The sequence below is a fragment of the Neisseria sp. P0024.S006 genome (assembly GCF_051956595.1).
Taxonomy (GTDB): Bacteria; Pseudomonadota; Gammaproteobacteria; order Burkholderiales; family Neisseriaceae; genus Neisseria.
The window spans coordinates 296,286-312,203 of the sequence record NZ_JBQCXH010000003.1; the positions used below are offsets into that span (position 1 = coordinate 296,286).

Annotated in this window: 15 protein-coding genes and 3 tRNA genes; 5 read left to right on the forward strand and 13 right to left on the reverse strand. The window is 46.8% G+C overall.

The genetic code is table 11. The annotated features are described in order from the left end of the window. Positions 1 to 315: 315 nt before the first annotated feature. Positions 316 to 852 carry an RNA pyrophosphohydrolase gene (locus ACTHUF_RS07470; RefSeq protein ID WP_003747493.1) on the forward strand — a complete coding sequence of 179 codons (537 nt, stop codon included), beginning with the start codon at positions 316 to 318 and terminating at the stop codon, positions 850 to 852. Between the two features lie 68 nt (positions 853 to 920). Further along, on the forward strand, positions 921 to 2,906 hold the full coding sequence (gene parE, locus ACTHUF_RS07475; protein ID WP_315094539.1) for a DNA topoisomerase IV subunit B: 1,986 nt from the start codon (positions 921 to 923) through the stop codon (positions 2,904 to 2,906). Positions 2,907 to 3,105: 199 nt separating this feature from the next. Here parE and ACTHUF_RS07480 read toward each other — a convergent pair. From ACTHUF_RS07480 to ACTHUF_RS07495, 4 genes are all read right to left on the reverse strand, one after another. After that, positions 3,106 to 3,182, reverse strand: a tRNA-Asp gene (locus ACTHUF_RS07480). 33 nt (positions 3,183 to 3,215) lie between these two features. Further along, positions 3,216 to 3,291, reverse strand: a tRNA-Val gene (locus ACTHUF_RS07485). Positions 3,292 to 3,416: 125 nt separating this feature from the next. Continuing rightward, on the reverse strand, positions 3,417 to 4,010 hold the full coding sequence (gene ribA, locus ACTHUF_RS07490; protein ID WP_003685106.1) for a GTP cyclohydrolase II: 594 nt from the start codon (positions 4,008 to 4,010) through the stop codon (positions 3,417 to 3,419). Then, entirely contained in the window at positions 4,003 to 4,668 is a 666-nt protein-coding gene (locus ACTHUF_RS07495) for a hypothetical protein (protein WP_315094537.1), read from the reverse strand. Before ACTHUF_RS07495 ends, ribA begins: the two co-directional genes overlap by 8 nt. Before the next feature lie 161 nt (positions 4,669 to 4,829). Here ACTHUF_RS07495 and ACTHUF_RS07500 point away from each other — a divergent pair. Continuing rightward, a tRNA-Leu gene (locus ACTHUF_RS07500) sits at positions 4,830 to 4,914 on the forward strand. 158 nt (positions 4,915 to 5,072) lie between these two features. Further along, positions 5,073 to 6,413 carry a DUF2868 domain-containing protein gene (locus ACTHUF_RS07505; RefSeq protein WP_315094535.1) on the forward strand — a complete coding sequence of 447 codons (1,341 nt, stop codon included), beginning with the start codon at positions 5,073 to 5,075 and terminating at the stop codon, positions 6,411 to 6,413. 73 nt (positions 6,414 to 6,486) lie between these two features. Here ACTHUF_RS07505 and ACTHUF_RS07510 read toward each other — a convergent pair whose 3' ends face one another. From ACTHUF_RS07510 to grpE, 3 genes are all read right to left on the reverse strand, one after another. Beyond that, positions 6,487 to 6,705, reverse strand: coding sequence for a hypothetical protein (locus ACTHUF_RS07510; protein WP_315094533.1), 219 nt, complete (start codon positions 6,703 to 6,705; stop codon positions 6,487 to 6,489). Positions 6,706 to 6,972: 267 nt separating this feature from the next. Then, a complete protein-coding gene (gene dnaK / locus ACTHUF_RS07515; protein WP_440407425.1) occupies positions 6,973 to 8,901 on the reverse strand; it encodes a molecular chaperone DnaK in 1,929 nt (642 codons plus the stop codon). A 302-nt stretch (positions 8,902 to 9,203) separates the two neighbouring features. Then, entirely contained in the window at positions 9,204 to 9,764 is a 561-nt protein-coding gene (gene grpE, locus ACTHUF_RS07520) for a nucleotide exchange factor GrpE (RefSeq protein WP_003747507.1), read from the reverse strand. 150 nt (positions 9,765 to 9,914) lie between these two features. Between grpE and cysE the strand changes: the two genes are divergently transcribed. Continuing rightward, positions 9,915 to 10,733, forward strand: coding sequence for a serine O-acetyltransferase (cysE, locus tag ACTHUF_RS07525; RefSeq protein WP_003747509.1), 819 nt, complete (start codon positions 9,915 to 9,917; stop codon positions 10,731 to 10,733). Positions 10,734 to 10,902: 169 nt separating this feature from the next. Here cysE and ACTHUF_RS07530 read toward each other — a convergent pair whose 3' ends face one another. From ACTHUF_RS07530 to ACTHUF_RS07555, 6 genes are all read right to left on the reverse strand, one after another. After that, positions 10,903 to 11,862 carry an IS110 family transposase gene (locus tag ACTHUF_RS07530; RefSeq protein WP_440407426.1) on the reverse strand — a complete coding sequence of 320 codons (960 nt, stop codon included), beginning with the start codon at positions 11,860 to 11,862 and terminating at the stop codon, positions 10,903 to 10,905. A gap of 375 nt (positions 11,863 to 12,237) precedes the next feature. Further along, entirely contained in the window at positions 12,238 to 13,410 is a 1,173-nt protein-coding gene (locus ACTHUF_RS07535; protein WP_440407427.1) for a zonular occludens toxin domain-containing protein, read from the reverse strand. Between the two features lie 2 nt (positions 13,411 to 13,412). Next, on the reverse strand, positions 13,413 to 13,694 hold the full coding sequence (locus ACTHUF_RS07540; protein WP_440407428.1) for a DUF2523 family protein: 282 nt from the start codon (positions 13,692 to 13,694) through the stop codon (positions 13,413 to 13,415). Between the two features lie 8 nt (positions 13,695 to 13,702). Continuing rightward, positions 13,703 to 15,232, reverse strand: a complete 1,530-nt coding sequence (locus tag ACTHUF_RS07545) for an IgG-binding virulence factor TspB family protein (RefSeq protein WP_440407429.1) — start codon at positions 15,230 to 15,232, stop codon at positions 13,703 to 13,705. Next, the gene (locus ACTHUF_RS07550; protein ID WP_063068744.1) at positions 15,186 to 15,479 is read right to left on the reverse strand and encodes a hypothetical protein; all 294 of its coding nucleotides are present in this window, start codon (positions 15,477 to 15,479) and stop codon (positions 15,186 to 15,188) included. Before ACTHUF_RS07550 ends, ACTHUF_RS07545 begins: the two co-directional genes overlap by 47 nt. Before the next feature lie 112 nt (positions 15,480 to 15,591). After that, complete coding sequence (locus ACTHUF_RS07555; protein ID WP_314553324.1) at positions 15,592 to 15,903, reverse strand: hypothetical protein; 312 nt, start codon at positions 15,901 to 15,903, stop codon at positions 15,592 to 15,594. Positions 15,904 to 15,918 lie beyond the last annotated feature (15 nt).

Consider the following 15,918-nt stretch of genomic DNA (forward strand, 5'->3'; position numbering starts at 1 on the left):
TTGTTCGGGGGGTAAAAATATTGCAGCGGTGGCAGATGCCACTTACAAAAGGGAAACTGTGGGGGCGGCCGGCATGTGTCCTTTGCCCTTGATTCAGCAAGGTTCGCATTAAACGGCAAAAAGCTTTTGAATGCAAGACCTTAAAGCAGAAAAAATTTTCCCTTTTCAGACGGCCTGAAGCTATGGTTTTATTCATAAACAACATTTTTTCAGAAACGGTTTCATGCCGTCTAGAAAAAACTGTGTACTTATTCAGACGGCCTCAAGATTTGTCAAAACCGCCCAATTTGTGGGAAAATTGCACGATTGAATTTAATGAAGGGCGACCCCGTGTTAGACAGAGAAGGCTATCGCCCCAATGTCGGTATTATCCTGATTAACGAACGTAACGAAGTCTTTTGGGGCAAACGCGTACGCGAACATTCTTGGCAGTTTCCGCAAGGCGGCATCAAGCCGGGCGAAAGCCCTGAGACCGCCATGTACCGCGAGTTGTACGAAGAAGTCGGCCTGCTGCCGCAACATGTCAAAATTATCGGCCGCACGCGCGACTGGCTGCGCTATGACGTACCCAGCCACTGGGTACGCCGCGAATGGCGCGGTTCGTATCGCGGACAAAAACAAATTTGGTATCTTTTGCGTTTGGTCGGCCGCGACAGCGACGTCAACCTCCGCGCCTGCCATCATCCTGAATTCGACGGCTGGCGTTGGCACCAATACTGGGCGCCGGTTGACGAAGTCATCGACTTCAAGCGCGGCGTGTATTTGGGCGCATTGACCGAACTTTCCCGTTTCTTGCGCGGCATAGAAAGCTATGAAGAATTTATCCGTCGCAATCCAATAGAAAACCTATAACCCCAACGCTTTCAGGCCGTCTGAAAGCGTTGTTTTTCTTCCTTTCAGACGGCCTTTACATTATTCCTATGGCTAAAAACAATCAATACAGCGAATCCAGCATTACCGTCCTCAAAGGCTTGGAGCCGGTCAAAGAACGTCCCGGCATGTACACCCGTACCGACAGCCCGACCCATATCTGTCAGGAAGTGATTGATAACGCGGCGGATGAGGCGTTGGGCGGTTTCGCGACTGAAATTGACGTGCAAATTCATGAAGACGGTTCGCTTTCCGTGCGCGACAACGGCCGCGGCATTCCCGTCGGCCTGCACCCTGAAGAAGGTGTACCCGTAGTCGAACTCGTGTTCACCCGTCTGCACGCAGGCGGCAAATTCAACAAAAAAGACGGCGGCAGCGCGTATGCCTTTTCAGGCGGTCTGCACGGCGTCGGCGTATCCGTGACCAACGCCCTCTCCACCCGCCTTGAGGTAACCGTCAAACGCGAAGGCAAAATCCACCGCATCGTCTTTTCCGGTGGCGACGTCATCGAGCCCTTGACTGAAGTGGGCAAATGCGCCGTCAAAGACAGCGGCACCGAAGTGCGCGTGTGGCCGGACGGCAAATATTTTGAAAGCCCGAATTACAGCATTCCCGAACTCGAGCGCTTATTGCGCGCCAAAGCTGTATTACTGCCGGGCGTGCGCGTTTCCCTGACCCGTCCGGTCAAAGGCGAAGACGAAGCGTACACCCAAACTTGGCACTATCCAGACGGCCTGAAAAGCTATCTGACCGACCTGATTGCCGATGCACAAGAAGCCGTGCCTATCTTCTCCTGTGAAAACTACATTTCAGACGGCCACAACGGCGATTTCAGCATCGGCGAAGGCGCCGCGTTTGCCCTGACTTGGCTGGAAGAAGGCTCGTGCGCCAACGAAAGCTACGTCAACCTCATCCCTACTCCGCTGGGCGGCACGCACGAAGCAGGCTTGAAACAAGCCGTGTTCAACGCCGTCAACAACTTTATCAATCTGCACAACCTCTTGCCGCGCGGCGTGAAAGTACAAAGTGATGACGTGTTCGGCAAAACCGCCTTCGTCCTCTCCGCCCGCGTCCTTGACCCGCAATTCCAAGGTCAGACCAAAGACAAACTGACCAACCGCAACGCGTTGAAACTCGTCGCCGCCGTATCGGGCGACCCTTTGGAATTGTGGCTGAACCAAAACGTAGACTTCGGCAAAAAAATCGCCGAACTCGCCATCCGTCAGGCACAAGCGCGGATGCGTTCGGTTAAAAAGATTGAAAAGAAAAAAGGCAGCGGCGTCGCCGTCCTGCCCGGCAAACTGACCGACTGCGAAAGTGAAGACATCCGCGAAAACGAACTCTTCCTCGTCGAAGGCGATTCCGCAGGCGGCTCAGCTAAACTCGCCCGCGACAAAGCCACACAGGCTATCTTGCCACTGCGCGGTAAGGTGCTCAACAGCTTCGAAGTCCACCCCGACCAACTCTTCGGTAACGCCGAAATCCATGATATTTCCGTTGCCATCGGTGTCGATCCGCACGGCATCAACGACAATCCCGACTTAAGCGGCCTGCGTTACGGCAAAATCGCCATCCTGTCCGATGCCGACGTGGACGGCTCGCATATTCAAGTTTTGCTGTTGACCCTGTTCTACCGCCACTTCCCGAAACTGATTGCCGACGGACACATCTATGTCGCCCAGCCGCCGCTGTTCCGCGTCGATGTCAACGCACAAGGCAAAAGCAAACCCGCCCGTAAATTCTACGCCCTCGACCAAAACGAACTCGACAGTATTTTAGAACGGCTGCAAAAAGAAGGCGTCAAAGAAACCGCCTATTCCATCAGCCGTTTCAAAGGTTTGGGCGAGATGAACCCCGACCAGCTCAAAGACACCACCATGCACCCCGACACCCGCCGCCTGTTGCAGGTACAAATCCCCGAAGGCGCGGATGACGAAACACGCGACATCTTTGTCAAACTGATGGGCAAAGGCGAAGCCGCCGCCCGCCGCGCATGGATGGAAAAAGAAGGCGATACGGCAGAATTGGATATTTAATCCATTGTTTCAATAGAATAAAGGCCGTCTGAAACGTTAAAAGTTTCAGACGGCCTTTTTTAAAACATAAGAAAATTAAGATTAATAATATTTCAATTTCTATACACTGCTGTTATTTACCTGTTTCTATTTTCGCAGCTTAATTGTGCCTTTATAAGACAAACAAAAAGCACTGATATAATCAGTGCTTTTTAAATAATGGCGCGGCGGACGGGGCTCGAACCCGCGACCCCCGGCGTGACAGGCCGGTACTCTAACCAACTGAGCTACCACCGCGCATCCACTGTCAAAGACAATGAAAAGGAAACTTGGTGGGTGATGACGGAGTCGAACCGCCGACATTCTGCTTGTAAGGCAGACGCTCTACCAACTGAGCTAATCACCCGATAAGCCGACATTAAATCAAAAAATCAGATTATGCGCAAGGTTTTTATTTAAATAAAAACATATCCCATTGAAAGAATATAGAATATTTTATTTAACAATAAAAATAACCGTTATGCCCATCTATCAATCAAAAATCAAATGCCCCAATTTATCCGCCTTGGTATGCAGATAACGCTCATTTTCCACATTTTCGCCGACATGTAATGCAATCCGTTCAACCACATTAATGCCGGAATCTTTCAACGTTTGAATTTTCTCAGGGTTATTAGTCAGCAACCTGACTTCACGAATATGCAGATAATCATAAATCTGCTTGGCCAAAGTAAAGTCGCGCGCATCAACAGGAAGGCCGAGTGCAACATTGGCTTCAACCGTATCCAAGCCTTGGTCTTGCAAACGATACGCACGGATTTTGTTTATCAAACCAATGCCTCTGCCTTCTTGGCGCAAATATACGATAACACCGCGCCCTTCTTTCTGAACAGCCTGCATCGCTGCTTGAAGCTGAGGGCCGCAATCACATTTCACCGAAAATAAAGCATCGCCGGTTAAGCACTCGGAATGGATACGCGACAACACAGGCAAGCCGTCTGAAACATCGCCCATCGTCAACGCGACATGTTCCTGCCCGCCCTCTTCTTCGAAGCCGTGCATCGTAAATTCACCCCATTCCGTAGGCAAGCGACATGACGCGACAAACTTTAACGCGTTACTCATTTTCCGCTTCCTCGTTTTCAGCCACACCCAAGAGGTTTTTCAAAGGTTCCGCCAAGGCCAATGCAAGGGCAATCCAGGCCACCAACACTTCGTCAGGCGCACCGTCCTTGACATCAAATTCAGCATGTACCACGCCTAAAACTGCACCGCTGGGCATACAGACAGGAACAGAAATCTGACTCAAACCGGGATGATTGCGTTCGGCTGATAATTCACCGATTTCCTGCCAATACGCCACATTCTGGCAAACATTCATCCAGCCGCTTTGCGCCGTACGCACAGCCAAAAAAGCCTGCCCGGCCGGCTCATCGATTGGAATCACATTTTCCAACGGCACACCCCAACTGCTCAGCCGAACCAGCGACAACGCGCCATCTTTCGGAAACGCAGTATAAACCGCTGCACTTTTCAAATGCTCGGTGCGCTCGGCAACCGAGTCCAAAGCCATAAAAATCTGTTTCAGCAACCATTCATGTTCGGCATCGACATAATCCGCCAACTGCCAACCATTTTCAGACGGCCACAAAATCGAACGCTCAACCGAAGCATTGCCCATTTTAATCACAGCCTGGGCAGTCAAATAAGCAACATGTATCTCATCCGCAGGCAACTTCAAACCTTGCGTCTGCAAAAAATCTTTAATCAATAAAGCAGGCATCAGCCCTTCCTCACCAAATGGAAAGTTGAGGCCGTCTGAAAACAAACCCTGCTTTCAGACGGCCGGAATAAGTCATTATATAAGGGATAAACCGACAAATTCAAGCAAACAAGACTTTGCGCCCCCATTAATCTTGTGTATAATCCACGATTCAAATTAGTGCGGACGTGGCGAAATTGGTAGACGCACCAGATTTAGGTTCTGGCGCCGCGAGGTGTGAGAGTTCGAGTCTCTCCGTCCGCACCACACTCAAAATAAGCAGCTTTCGGGCTGCTTTTTTTACATCTATTCCACTATATACCCAAAATCAAAACTGCTTTTAATTTTTTGACCTTTGCAAAAAAGGGGTTTATTTGTGGGTATAACAGACGTTTCCATTTTATCTTTCAGACGGCCTATCATTTATGTTGAATCCATCGCAAAAACTTGTCGAATTGGTCCGTATCCTTGAAGAACGTGCCTATATTTTTCCGGGAGATCCTGTGCAGGCGACGGAAGCGTTGCGACATATTGACGGCGGCAATGAGGAAAAACTGATACGCCGCGCTCAAATTATTGACCGCGACAAGCATTTGAAATATGTGTTGCAACAGGTGGAGACAGGCTCGTTTTGGCTTTGGATTGTTGCGGCGACGTTGTTGTTTACGGTCGGTTTTTCCAGCACTTATCTTTTGATGGACAATCAGGGGCTGAACTTTTTTCTGGTATTGGCCGGGATTCTAGGCATGAATACGGTCATGCTGCTGGTGTGGCTGGCGACTTTATTCCTGCGTTTGAAAAATGTGCACTTTATCAGCAGTCCGGCAACTTGGTTCCGAGGTAAAGACCCGGTCAATCAGGCTATTTTGCGGCTTTATATGGACGAATGGCGCAAACCGCAAACGCGTTGGCTGATTGGCGCAACCTCACACAGTCTGTGGCTTTGTACGCTGTCGGGGATGTTGGTTTCTGTTTTGCTGCTGCTTTTGGTACGTCAATATACGTTCAACTGGGAAAGTACGCTGTTAAGCAATACGGCATTGGTGAAAACGGTTGAGGCTTTGTCATGGCTGCCGGAACGTTTGGGCTTTCCTGTTCCTGACAGTCAGGCTGTGATTGCAGGCCGTCTGAACAATCATATCGAAGATGCACGCGCTTGGGCGGGTTTACTCATCGGCAGCATTGTCTGCTATGGCATTCTGCCGCGCTTGATTGCTTGGCTGGCTTGCAAGATTACTTTAAAAACTCTGCGCGAACGTTTGAATTTGAATCAGCCCTACTATCAAAACATTCTCCGTACATGGCAAACAAAAATTGTCGATGCCGATGATTTTCAGGAAAACATCGTTCCCGTTTCATCTAAAGTTACGCTGAATAATGCGCCCAAATGGGCAGTTACACTCGAAACGGAATGGCCTGATCTGCTTTGGTTTTCCGGCGTTTTGGCGCAAGAATGGATAGACAAAGGCGTAGTCGCCGGCAGAAAAGATTTAGAACAATTGGAAGCTGAATTGAAACAAACTCCGGCGCAACTTCTCATCGGCGTACGCACGCAAACGGTTCCCGATCGCGGCATTTTGCGTCAAATCAGCCGCTTGGCCGAAGCCACGGATGGCGGCGTTATCATTCAACTTTTGAATCAAGACAGTTTCTCTGAAGATTTGGATACCAAACTGGATTATTGGCGCGATGCGCTGGCAGAAAGAAACATTGCCTGGCTGGAGCCGACCCGTTTGGCACAAGAAAAACGGCAAAGCGTTATTTGACAGATAAACCGAAGGCCGTCTGAAACCTGATGTTTGGGTTTCAGACGGCCTTATTTATTGTTGAGGATTCATCTTAATGAGGTTCGTGGCGATGCTCTTGATGATGTTTGGGCTTCGGTGCGTGGTGTTTGGCTTTAGGTGCAGGTTTTTTCATTTTGTGCGGTTTGGCTTTTTCGTGCATACGCTCTTGTTTCGGATGCATGTCGTGCTTGCCATGCGCAGAAGCGACTGGTGCCAAGACCAAACCGGCAGCGGCAACCATCAAAGAGGTCATTTGAATCAGTTTTTTCATATTTATCTTCTTTCAAGAGGTTGATTTGAGGTAAAAATAAGCACTTATTCGCACTCAAGCGATGGACAAATATTAATGGCTTTGACTGTCAGCTGCTGTCAGCATTCGGCGAAATCTGTTCAAAATTCAGCAATAGAAGTATGGCAACGCGATGATGTAGCAAGGTTTTGAAAGTTTACTGCCAATTTTGACAAAGTGTCTTTACACATTCCCCAAACGACAAAAAGCGCGAACCTTTCGATTCGCGCTTTTTTCAGACGGCATCAATTATTTTTTGTCGTCTTTTACTTCTTCAAAGTCGGCATCTACAACGTCGTCGTCTTTCTTAGCAGAAGACTCGGCTTGTGCTCCCTCGCCTGCTTGTGCTTCGGCTTGCGCTTGAGCGTAAACCATTTCGCCCAGTTTTTGGCTGGCTGTACCCAAAGCTTCGGCTTTAGCATCGATAGCGGCTTTATCGTCGCCTTTAACGGCTTCTTCAGCTTCTTTCAACGCAGCTTCGATTTTTTCTTTCTCAGCAGCGTCGAGTTTGTCGCCGTAGTCGGCCAAAGATTTTTTCACGGAGTGAATCAGGGCTTCGGCTTGGTTGCGTGAAGCGACCAATTCAGTCAGTTTTTTATCTTCTTCAGCGTTGGCTTCGGCATCTTTCACCATGCGTTCGATTTCTTCTTCGCTCAAACCGGAAGAACCTTGGATGGTGATGTTGGCAGCTTTGCCGGTGCCTTTGTCTTTGGCAGAAACGTGCAGGATACCGTTGGCGTCAATGTCGAAGGTTACTTCGATTTGAGGCATACCGCGTGGTGCAGGTGCAATGTCGGTCAAGTTGAACTGACCCAAAGACTTGTTGGCAGAAGCGCGTTCGCGTTCGCCTTGCAACACATGGATAGTTACAGCGCTTTGGTTGTCTTCGGCAGTAGAGAACACTTGAGACGCTTTAGTCGGAATAGTAGTGTTCTTTTGAATCAGCTTGGTCATCACGCCGCCCATGGTTTCGATACCCAAGGACAGAGGGGTTACGTCCAGCAGCAATACGTCGCTGCGGCCGCCGCTCAATACTTCGCCTTGAATCGCTGCGCCTACGGCAACGGCTTCGTCAGGGTTCACGTCTTTACGAGGCTCTTTGCCGAAGAAGTCTCGAACGGCTTCTTGTACTTTCGGCATACGGCTTTGACCGCCGACCAAAATTACGTTGTCGATGTCGCTGGTGCTCAAGCCGGCATCTTTCAATGCGATTTTGCAAGGCTCGATAGAACGTTGGATCAAATCTTCAACCAGGCTTTCGAATTTGGCACGGGTAATTTTCATAGCCAAGTGTTTCGGACCGGTTGCGTCCATAGTAATGTACGGCAGGTTGATTTCGGTTTGCTGACCGCTGGACAATTCGATTTTGGCTTTCTCGGCAGCTTCTTTCAGGCGTTGCAGAGCCATGACGTCTTGTTTCAAATCAATGCCTTGTTCTTTTTTGAACTCGTCAATGATGTAGTCGATCAAGCGTTGGTCGAAGTCTTCACCGCCCAAGAAGGTGTCGCCGTTGGTTGCCAATACTTCGAATTGTTTGTCGCCGTCGATGTTGGCGATTTCGATGATGGAAATATCGAAAGTACCGCCACCCAAGTCATACACGGCGATTTTACGGTCTTTGCTGTCGCCTTTGTCCATACCGAATGCCAAAGCGGCCGCGGTCGGTTCGTTGATGATGCGTTTTACTTCCAAACCCGCGATACGTCCTGCGTCTTTAGTCGCTTGACGTTGGCTGTCGTTGAAGTAGGCAGGAACGGTAATCACGGCTTCGGTTACTTTTTCGCCCAAGTAAGCTTCGGCCGCTTCTTTCATTTTACGCAAAACTTCTGCGGAAATTTGAGGAGGAGACAGCTCTTTGCCTTGTGCTTTCACCCATGCGTCGCCGTTGTTGGCTTTGATGATTTCAAAAGGCATGGACTCGATGTCGCGTTGTACTTCTTTGTCTTCAAATTTGTGGCCGATCAAACGTTTGGCCGCGTAAATAGTGTTTTTAGCGTTGGTTACCGCTTGGCGTTTTGCTGGCGCGCCGACGAGAATTTCGCCGCCGTCCAAATAAGCGATAACGGAAGGAGTGGTGCGTGCGCCTTCTGCGTTTTCGATTACTTTAGTTTGACCGTTTTCAGAAATGGCCAAACAAGAGTTGGTTGTACCTAAGTCAATACCGATTACTTTTGCCATATTATGTTGCTCCTAAATAAACTTTTCTTAATTAATAATCCTGTGGAACATTTCGTTCCGATGGCTTGTAAATAAGGTTGCTTCATTTTTTTTCAAGGCCTATTTTGAATTTTTTTTAAGATTAAATTCAAGTGCTTGATTTATTTATCCACAAGCCGTTTATTCTTTTTTCAGACGGCCCGGTTTTCATTTTCCGATTCCGGTTTATCGGAATGATTTTCCAATAGCGGAACATCGGGTTTTGAAACCGGATAAGGCCGTCTGAAAATTTTATGCTTGATAAACTTTATCAAGCGATGCCTTCAATCTTCTTTTTTCGCCACAACAACCATTGCAGGACGCAGCACGCGGTCGGCCAATGTATAACCTTTTTTCATCACGCTGACGATGGTATTCGGCTCTTGCTCGCTGACGACTGCCTGCATGGCTTGATGTTGGTGCGGATCGAGTTTGTCGCCCGGCTGCGGGTTGATTTCTTTAATATGTGTGGCATCAAATGCTTTTTGCAGCTCGTTCAAAGTCATTTGCACGCCCATTTTCAGCGCATCGAAATTGCCGCTTTGGTCCAGCAGCGCCATTTCGAGATAATCTTTAACCGGCAGCATTTCTGCTGCAAATTTTTGTCCGGCGAATTTATGGGTGTCGGCGATTTCCTGCTGATGGCGGCGGCGCAGGTTTTGCTCGTTTGCCAGACCGCGCAATTCGCTGTCTTTGAGCTGGCCTTCCAACTCGGCGACACGCGCCTGAAGTTCTTCGTAAGTCGGTTCTGCTTGTTCGGTTTCAACGGTTTCGGCAGTTTCTACGGCTGCCGCTTCTTCTGCTTCGTGTTGATGTTGTTCGTTATGCTCCGTCATTTCTGACATCCTTTTAGCGTGTTGATATTCGATGTTTCATATATAAGGCCGTCTGAAAAAACTTCAAGCATTTGAATGCCGATTATCAAATGCCTTGTTAAAATACGTTGGAAAACGGTAAGATAACCATCTGATTGTATTCTTCAGACGGCCTCAAACATGAAAAAAGACCATTTGAATTCAACTGATTTTAATCTGTGGCACACCATCCGCGAAGAAACCGAAGCCGCCGCCGCGGCCGAGCCGATGCTGGCGAGCTTCCTGCATCAAACCGTATTGCGCCACCAGTCTCTCGATTCGGTATTGGCCTACCATCTTTCCAGCAAGCTCGGCAGTCCGATTATGGACGTGCGCGCGCTGTTTGAAATTTATCAGCAGGCTTTAAGTGCGGACACCCGCATCAGCAAATGTGTTGAGGCTGACTTGAAAGCTATTTACGAGCGCGACCCGGCTTGTGATGAATATTCGCTGCCGCTGTTGTATTTCAAAGGTTTCCACGCCGTACAGGCGCACCGCATCAATCACTGGCTTTATCAAAACGGCCGCAAAACGCTGGCGTATTTCCTGCAAAACCGCATGTCGGAAGTCTTCGGTGTTGACATTCACCCTGCCGCCCGTTTCGGTCACGGTTTGATGCTCGACCATGCCACCGGTTTTGTGGCCGGTGAAACCGCCGTCTTGGGCAACAATATTTCCATCCTCCACGGCGTAACACTGGGCGGCTCGGGCAAAGAAAGCGGCGACCGCCACCCGAAAATCGGCGATGGCGTGATGATTGGTGCGAACGCTTCGATATTGGGCAACATCCGCATCGGCAAAAATGCCAAAATTGGCGCAGGCAGCGTGGTGGTTGCCGACGTACCGTCTTCGATTACCGTCGTCGGCGTACCGGCCAAACCGGTCGGCCGCTCTTCCAAAACCCCTTCTGCCGATATGGATCAAAGCATTCAATTATCATCTACGGATTTTGTGATTTAAACCGTCTTCCATTAAAAAGATGATATGTTGCCCGTCAACAAGTTAAATGGAATATATTTGTAACTTTATATTTTATATGATTATTTTGTTTTACGTTTTTTGACGGTATGACAATACACGGTTACATTTCCTGTAACCGTTTTCTTTTTGTTTAGTTTGTTTTTACAGTTTACGCCTGCGCCGCTTTGTGTCGCGTGCTGTCATATGGCTTGCCCGTTTTGACAATGTAATAGGCCAACTTCGCCAGTTTGCGCATGATGGCGACGATGATGACCATTTTGGGCTTGCCTGCATTCGTCATGTTGAGAACGAGCTGAGGGAATGCACCCGTCCGATAGGCAACCAGTGCGGGCATATACAGGGAGCGTTTAACCCGGCGATGTCCGTAGCGGCTCAATCTGCCTTTCTTATGGACGCTCGTCCCAGACTGTTCGGTCTGAGGACTTAGTCCTGCGTATGATACGAATTGGTTTGCGGTTTGGAAGGTTTTGTCTGTCAGTTGGGCATACAATATGGCGGCGGTGTCTTTGCCTATACCTGCTATGGTTTGCAGGTTTCGATAGTGGCCGTCAGTTTCTGCTTGTCCGATTTGTGCGTCTATGGCGGTTTGGGTTTGGTCGATTTTATCCTGATAGGCTTGGATAAGGTCTTGATGAATCGCCTGTATCATTTCGTCATCTGAACTGTGCAGGCGGTTTTTGATTTGTTTCTGATGGTCTTTAAGTTGCTGTTTCAGGTTGATGAGTTTTTGCAGGTAGCGGTTTTTGGGTTTACTGTACGGTATGATTTTGTCCGCATGCCGTTTGGTGTATTCAGCAATCAAGTTTGAATCGGCTTTGTCAGTCTTCGTGCGATTAAACTGGCTTTTTCCATAGTCTTTGATTTTCAGGGGATTAATGACGTAAACGGTGTGGGTTTCGGACAGATTTTCGGCAGCGGCTTCGTAGTATATGCCCGTTGCTTCCATTCCGATGACGCATTTCCTGACCTTGTTTGCCTTTATCCAGTCTTTTAGGCTTTGGAAGCCTTCGCGATTGTTTCCGACCTTTGTGTAATATGTGCTTCCGTCGGTCTTATGCAGTGTTGCGTCTATCGTTTTTTGCGATATGTCCAATCCGATTGTATTCATGATAAGATTTTCCTTATTTATTCAGCCTGTCGCGGCTATGATGATATTCAATTTCAAGGATGGTAGAAGACGGTCAGCATTTCTTTTTATCGGCTTTTTCTGCCTAGGTCGTTCATCTGCCTAACCGCCCCGGTCTTTGCTTTGCGCTTAAACAAAAACCCGCAAACCGTCTTTTTTAAAACGGTTTGCGGGTTTTGGCTTTAGCATTTTATTGCTTCCGGTTGAGCTGATTTTTGGCTGTTTTTGAATTTTTAGGTGTCGCCGGAAGACATAAAATTGCTGAAACTCATAGAAGTGGGAGTTCCCACACCCCGTGGATGCTTATTTACCTATTAATTCCGCCTTTGGCTTCATTAACAGATAAATAAGCATCTTTTATTGTGACCCAACTACCCCGCCACGTTGTGCAAACTGCTGTCCCGCTTCTGTATAACCGTCATACATGAGATTTTGGGGACTTTGCCCACCCATCGTAAGGACTTGCCCTTTTTCAGGCTCATAGGCTGTCTGCGGTGCGGTCTGTTGCTGTTGTGCTGCCTGTTGTTCGTCCTTGTATGGGTTGAACGGCAATCCATTTCTTGCATAGTCTTTGCACATTGCTTTTGTGATCTCTTTAAGCGGTGTACCTTGAGATGAATAACAGGTACATCCGCTTTTGCCGCCATCGACACAGCCGACAGGGTACTCAAATGTTTTGACTTGACGGACGCCGTTATAGATGGGTTTACTTTCGGGCTTTTCGGCAAGAACAGGGACAAAATCTTCAGGTTTGAGGTTTTGCCCCTGAATTCCACTTTGCGGCATCATTTCCTTTTGGTTTTCAGGATCAAGCGGATTTTTAAAACCTGTAGCTTCCTTTGGATCTTCAACCTGTGTTGTCATTCCTGCTTTATCTTTATAACCCTGATACATCTTATAGCCCATAAATCCGACCAAACCTAAGATACACGGCAGGATAAACAACATTGCGATAATGACATAGTACCATCTAGATTTGACGTGCGAATGCGCAGTATGCACTTCGGCAGATTTGTAGTATTCGAAAACCTCTTGTCTAATTTTATGCGAACTGGACAAGGCGTTTCTTGCCTGTTGGGTCGGATTTAAAACTACTTCATTCCATTCCAGCCTAGTCAAACCGCCCATTTTGTTCGCAGCTATATGAATATGCTTGTTAACTACTTCGCGCAAATTCACGTCAAGCAACTTGGCCGATTGTGTGATTAGTATCATGTCGATACCGTAATGGCCGTGAATGTTTAGAAAGGCGACGTTTTCAGGCATTTTCGAGCCACTTGAACGTGTCGGAAACAGATATTGCACTTCGTCATAGATGACGACAGAGCCGATATTCTCTTTCCATTTCAACCATTCATGCATGTCTTCCCAGCTATGCCCTTCCGGCGGTTTATGATGGTCTATCAAAAGGCCGTTGATATTAGAGAAGATTTTTCTGCCTTTATAGAAATCATCAAACATAAGCAGTTCTACAGCAAAGGCGGTTTTGCCGATTCTTGGTTTACCTGTAATCAGAGTAATTGCGGCCATTTTTAACCTTTCTTGCCGAAGCTTAATTTAGACAGGGTTTTAAAAGTAACGACAAAGGCGAGCATGCCAAACATGATGTTCAAAACAACGCCACCGCCTGCGATATAAAATATTTGGATCGCACCGGCGGGAACCGCCCCCATGCTACTTATAAACTGATTTTTAAGATTACTCATAAGGGCGTCAAAACCAACATAAGTAATAATAGACACCCCTAAGGCAGTCAGAATGTATTTGATAACATGGTTTATCAAATATGGAGCAAGAGCTGCTAAAAATTTCATAAATCCCCCTATGCGTTATTTCTGACAACTCTAGCCACGAAAAACGAAGCTACCAACCAAGCCATGGCGATAATAAAAGGGCGCATCATGGCAGCTAAATTACACGCCGGTTCGAGACTAATTTTGTATTCCGCGCCCAACGCCTGAAACGTTACCGGAGCAGGGCATTCGCCATACTCTTTAAAGGTATTGTCAGGTGTGAAGTTCAAATCGATAGTTTCTTGAGGAATCTCTAAATTTGGTTCTTCTTTTTCGGGCAATTCGTCGCATGCCAAAATGTTCGGGAAAACTTTACAGAGCAAACCTCCGTCTTCCTTTGGCTTGTCATCCTCTTTAGGCCTTTCGTCCTTTTTTGGATCGTCTTTGCCGTCAGGGTCGGGTTTATCATCAGGTTTTTTATCGGGCTTTCCATCAGGATTACCATCAGGTTTTTTATCGGGCTTTCCATCGGGATTACTGTCAGGATTACCGTCAGGCTTCTTATTGGGTGCTTCTGGGCTACCGGGATCAAGATCAGGACGTTGAGTAGTTGCAACTTCAGCCGTCGTATTGCCGTTTGAATCTTGGCCGAAAGTTATGGTAATTTGCACCGGCTTGCCGTTTTCTGGAGTGACAGGGCCAATGGTTACAACAGTACCGGCAGGGACTGACACTTTTTCGTTATATTCTGGTTTGCCTGTGCCTTCGACGAAGGGGGTAGGGTTGCTATCTATTGAATTGGTTGATATTTTTAGAAATGTTTCTTGATCAAGGACTTGTGTATCTCGCATTTTTAAACGAAAAGAAACTGAACTTCTGACGTCACTACCTCTTTTAACTGAACAACCACCTCCATTTAAATCGAATAGGCATTTATCTAAATGGTAATATTCCCAAAATTTAGAACCTAAATCTTTATCAAGTTCCTTTTTACGTTTTTCCCAAAAAGGGCCAGCCAGTTTTTCCATTTGGCCTTTCATAAGTTCTTCTGCTTCGCGTTGGCTTTTACCGCCTTTTCTGTAAGCATTTAAAACCGAACTATCAACGCCATAACATGCAACATCTTGCACTCTGTCGCTTTCATCTCTAACCCAAATACAATTTCTCGCAGGCCATTCTTTTAGGAATTCTTCGCTAGCTTCATTCCATTTGTAGCCTTCAAATTCAAGATCATATTTAACAACTTGATAGGCATCATAAGCATATGCAGCAGCACCAACATAAGGAACAGCTTTTAGACCAAGTTTTGCGCCTGCTTTTACCAGGCCAAATGCGCCTGATAGGACGGCTTTTCGGGATACTTGGGCTTCTATCGTTACGGGAACAGTTGAGGCGGAGCGTAGTCCGGTAGATGCTTCGCGAACATGAAGTGATTTGTCGAATCTAGACTGATACTCTTGATCAATTCCACCACCAATAATTTTCCAAGGTCTGAAACCATTTTCATTAAATTTTTCAGTCAAAGGATAGGCTAATTTACCGTTTCTAACTTGCAAATCACCAGCAAAAGATTCAAAGCTCAAACCTAATAGAAAAATTATTGTCAAAACCCGTAACATTTATTTCACCATTTCCAATAGTGAAAACTGAATTATCTTTAAATAAAACTTCAAAACATGCCTTATTGAAATTTATTCTATTAAAAAAATTCTGACATTTATCTAAAGAGAATTTTTTCAAATATCCAGTTTCTTCTAAATATGAATAAAATACAAAAGATAAAGGTTTTTCTAAATAGAATTTAGATAATTCATCTAATTCAAATTCAGTTATATAGAAAAAATCCTTTTCATTCTTCTCTAACATAATCCTAACTTTCTTAACGGTTTCAGAAAGTCGGGATTATACCCTTTTTGAATATCAAAAAAATATCAGCGATGCCAAACAGACCGCACCGAATCCGTATAAAAACCAAAAGTCAATCATCTCCACCCCCTTGATGCTCCGTAACTGATTCAATCAACCGTTTTATCATTCTGATACCGAATACAAGCACTAATAAGACTATGAACGGCGCGCCTACCAATACGCCGAATTGTATTTGTTCGGCTATGTCGCATTGCGGAAAACTCAAATTGATTTTCTGCTCGCTCAAATACCAGTCTTTACCATTTTTGTAAGGACGTACAAATCTGCCATCCGCCGTTATGGTGGGTAGGACTTGAGACAATACATAATCATGCGCTTCTTCCATCGTAGAAAAGCATTGCAATCCGACGCGATACCCCATGTCCTACCCTTTCAG